Here is a 3,516-nt window from a genome sequence, read left to right as displayed (position 1 = left end):
CGACGGCGCGCCCGCGGAGGCTTGCGCCGTCGGGTCCGTGCAGCCGGACAGGACGGCGGACACGAGAGCGGTGGCCAGCAGCGCGTGGGCGGCCGGGCGGGGAATCGTCGTCATCCGTCTGCCGTGCGCTCACTTGCGCCAGAACTTGATGCCGCTCCACTGCACGGTGGCGGTGCCGTTGCCGCTGCTCGTGCGGTAGGCGCCGAACTTGTCGTAGTAGCTGCCGCCCGGGCTGTCGTACGTGTGCCGGCGGGAGCCGTTGATGTAGGTGCGATGGGATGTGCCCACCTGGTGAACGGTGTTGACGCGGACCTGCGTGCCGACCGTCGCACCGTCGGCGACGGTCGCGCCGCCGTGCACTGCGTACAGTCGGCCGCCGCGCTCGACTGCGAGCATGAAGTACGGGCCGGCCGACGAGCCGTCGCGGAACGTCTGCTTGAGACTGATGCGCGTCCCGCCCATGGCCGTGATGCGGAAGTACCCCTCGAACTGGTGGGTGCCGCCGTTGTACGTGGCGTACCTGCGCTCGGCGCGCTGGTCGCCGCTGGCGGTCGAGCAGGTGAGGCGGAAGGTGAGGTTGTCGACCTGGCCGCAACCCCTCTCCTGGACGGAGAAGGACGGCGAGTGCGACGTCCACCCTCCCGGCTCGACCTCCGCGGAGGCCTGGGGCGCGACGAGGATCAGTCCGCAGGTCGCTGCGGCCCCCGCCAGTAAGAGACGCTTTCCGGTCATCGTAGGCTCCTTCAACCGCCGCTCGTTCAGCATTCTGAACGATGGGTCAATAGCTGAACAACCTCAGCGATAGGAAGGTAGGTCTGTGGCGTGTCTGCGTCAAGACTCGCGGACGCCGCGGTATCAGGCGGCCGGCCGGACGTGCGCCGCCGCGCTTCCCGGTCCATCCGGAACCGCCCAGGCTGGGTGAACTCCCGGCCCGCGGCGGCAAGTCCCGTCCGCTGCGCCGGGAACCAGCCGCGCGGGCTGCCCACATGGGGAATCCGGGACGCCTGGCGCACGTAGGAGGACTCGGGCGTCAGAGCCCCCCTTCCAGCGGGCTGAACCATGGTCCGTACCAGCGGTCGGCCTGGCAGACGGCCGATCGACTCCCGCTCGGCTGGTGGCTCTCACGCCCCCGCGATCAGCCGGTCGACCGCCGCCGTGCCCGACGTGTAGCCGGGGACCATCGCCTGGGAGAGCGCGGCCGCGGGCGCCGCCGGGGGCGCGGCGGTGCGGGCCGGGGCCGGCTGGCGGGCCGGGGACAGGCCCCGGGCCGAGACCGGTTCCTGAGCGAGCGCCAGCATCGGGGCCGGGGCCTGCATCTGCATCTGGGGTTGCGGCTGGCGCTGGGGCTGCGGCTGGGGTTGCGGCTGGGGCTGGGCCTGTGAGGGAACCTGGGAGAGCATCGGCGCCATCGGCTGCGGAGGCTGCTCCGGGACCTGCACGCTGCGGCCGTAGAGGACCTGTTCCATCGCGGACATCAGGCGCGCCACATCGTGCTGCGGTCTGATCACCAGCCGCAGGAAGCGGCCGGAACTGCCCACCTTGTTGCTGCACTCGCGCACCAGCACACCGTGCTCGCCGAGCAGCCGGTCACGCAGGACGGATCCGTCCACGCCTTCCGGGAGGCGTACGTAGAGGAAGTTCCCCTGCGAGGGGTAGACGGTCAGCCCGGGCAGCTGGGACAGCCGCCACATCATCTCCTGGCGGTCCTGACGCGCCTGGGCGAGGCTCTGCGCGTACTCCTGGCGGTGTTCCCTCAGCATGAACACCACGGTCTCGGCGAAGGAGTTGAGGTTCCACTTGGGCAGAGCGGCGCGCACCCTGCCCGCGAGCGTCGGGTTCGAGACGAGATAGCCGAAGCGGACGCCGTGCAGGCCGAAGTTCTTGCCGAGGCTGCGCAGCACGATCACGTTCGTCCGCAGTACGGCCTCGGCGGCGACGCTCGGATCGGGCTCGGCGTCCGCGAATTCGAGGAACGACTCATCGACCACGACCAGATCGAGGTCCTGGAGCTCGTCGAGGAGGGCGATGACCTTCTGCTTGGGGAGATAGCCGCCGTCGGGGTTGTTGGGGTTGCAGATCACGGCGGTGCGGGAGCCGCGGGACCGGATGAACTGCACGAAGGCGGCCGGGTCCAGGCCGAATCCGTGCGCTTCCGGAAGCAGCAGCATGTCGACGCGTTTGCCCGTCTCCATCGGCTGGTCGGTCCACCGTCCGAAGGTGGGCACGGGGACGGCCAGCGACTCGCGGACCAGCAAGTGGTCGATCCAGGTGATCAGTTCGGTGGAGCCGTTGCCCATCGCCACGGTCTGCGGATTGAGACCGAGCACCTGGCACAGCTCGGCGGTGATGGTGTCGGCGCCGCTCGGGTAGTAGGTGAGGATCTCGCGCAGCCGGCTGCCGAGCATCTCGAACATCTCAGGTGTGGGGAAGTACGGGTTGCACGGGATGCAGAAGTCGGTGATCTCTCCCGCCTCCGCGCCGCCCGCCCTGTTCAGCGTGAAGTACGAAGGGCTGTGCGCCGTGGACGCGCGAAAGAGTGCCGTGACATTGCTGCCGGCCATGAAGCTGCCTCCCCTGCCTGCCTGTGGCCCTCACGATGCGCAGGGACCCTCTCCGAATACGGATCGTGGAGTGGTGATGTTCAACCCCCGAGGCGCATGGGGCACTACTGTGAAGGTGATGTTCACCCCATCGGGCCCCACCCTTCGCGAGCTGGCCGTCCAGGCTCTCTCGTCGGTCGAGCACGGCTACGACCTGCTGGCTCCCAAGTTCGACAGGACACCCTTCCGCACCCCGGACCGCGTACTGGATCCGGTGGCCCGCGCGGTGCGTGCCCTCGGTCCGTTCCGCTCGGGGCTCGACCTCTGCTGCGGCACCGGCGCGGGTGTCGGCGTGCTGCGGCAGGTGTGCGCGGAGCAGGTCACGGGCGTCGACTTCAGTGCCGGGATGCTCGCCCACGCGCGGGCGGTCCTGCCCGAACAAGGCACGCCGGAGGGCCCGTCGGTGCACTGGGTCCGCGCGGACGCCCGCGCTCTTCCCTTCGCCCCGGTCTTCGACCTGGCGGTGAGTTTCGGCGCCTTCGGGCACTTCCTGCCGCGTGAACTGCCCGCGCTGTTCACCCAGGTCCACCGGTCGCTGCGGCCCGGTGGCCGATTCGTCTTCCCGCTCCCGGCACCGGCGCGGGTGGGCTCACGCCAGTACTGGACACTGTGGGGCTTCGACGCGGTGATGCGCGTACGGAACCTGGTGTGGAAGCCGGAGTTCGTCATGTACTACCGCACCTTCCGCCTCGTCGAGGTGCAGGACGAGCTGACCCGGGCGGGGTTCACGGTGGAGTTGCTGCCGCTGGAGGAGCTGGGCCGCCTGACGGACGGCAGCCCGCGCTGCCGGCTGGTGGTGGCGACCAAGGGCGGCTGAGGCGGGCCGTGGGGCCCCGGGGGCGGGCACCCCGGGGCCCGCGGCGGCGGGCCACCCCGCGGGGGCGCGCCCCCCCGCCCGCCCGCGGCGCCCGCGGCC

Annotated in this window: 3 protein-coding genes; 1 reads left to right on the top strand and 2 read right to left on the bottom strand. The window is 70.8% G+C overall.

Annotation, left to right across the window (positions count from 1 at the left end; translation table 11 throughout):
* Positions 1-129: 129 nt before the first annotated feature.
* Together ACFWU3_RS14560 and ACFWU3_RS14555 are read right to left on the bottom strand one after the other, a co-directional pair.
* Positions 130-732, bottom strand: a complete 603-nt coding sequence (locus tag ACFWU3_RS14560; RefSeq protein WP_384436155.1) for a hypothetical protein — start codon at positions 730-732, stop codon at positions 130-132.
* Positions 733-1,121: 389 nt separating this feature from the next.
* Complete coding sequence (locus ACFWU3_RS14555; RefSeq protein WP_384436152.1) at positions 1,122-2,561, bottom strand: pyridoxal phosphate-dependent aminotransferase; 1,440 nt, start codon at positions 2,559-2,561, stop codon at positions 1,122-1,124.
* Positions 2,562-2,679: 118 nt separating this feature from the next.
* Here ACFWU3_RS14555 and ACFWU3_RS14550 point away from each other — a divergent pair, with 118 nt between their 5' ends.
* Entirely contained in the window at positions 2,680-3,417 is a 738-nt protein-coding gene (locus tag ACFWU3_RS14550) for a class I SAM-dependent methyltransferase (RefSeq protein ID WP_384436149.1), read from the top strand.
* Positions 3,418-3,516: the final 99 nt, after the last annotated feature.

The sequence above is a fragment of the Streptomyces sp. NPDC058685 genome, assembly GCF_042714725.1.
In the GTDB taxonomy this organism is placed as follows: domain Bacteria; phylum Actinomycetota; class Actinomycetes; order Streptomycetales; family Streptomycetaceae; genus Streptomyces.
The sequence above is the reverse complement of the archived record's forward strand: the minus strand, read 5'-3'. Positions and strand labels throughout refer to the sequence as shown.

Coding starts and splice junctions, on each gene's coding strand:
- ACFWU3_RS14560 (WP_384436155.1), bottom strand. CDS start 732: ATGACCGGAAAGCGTCTCTTACTGGCGGGGGCCGCAGCGACCTGCGGA.
- ACFWU3_RS14555 (WP_384436152.1), bottom strand. CDS start 2,561: ATGGCCGGCAGCAATGTCACGGCACTCTTTCGCGCGTCCACGGCGCAC.
- ACFWU3_RS14550 (WP_384436149.1), top strand. CDS start 2,680: ATGTTCACCCCATCGGGCCCCACCCTTCGCGAGCTGGCCGTCCAGGCT.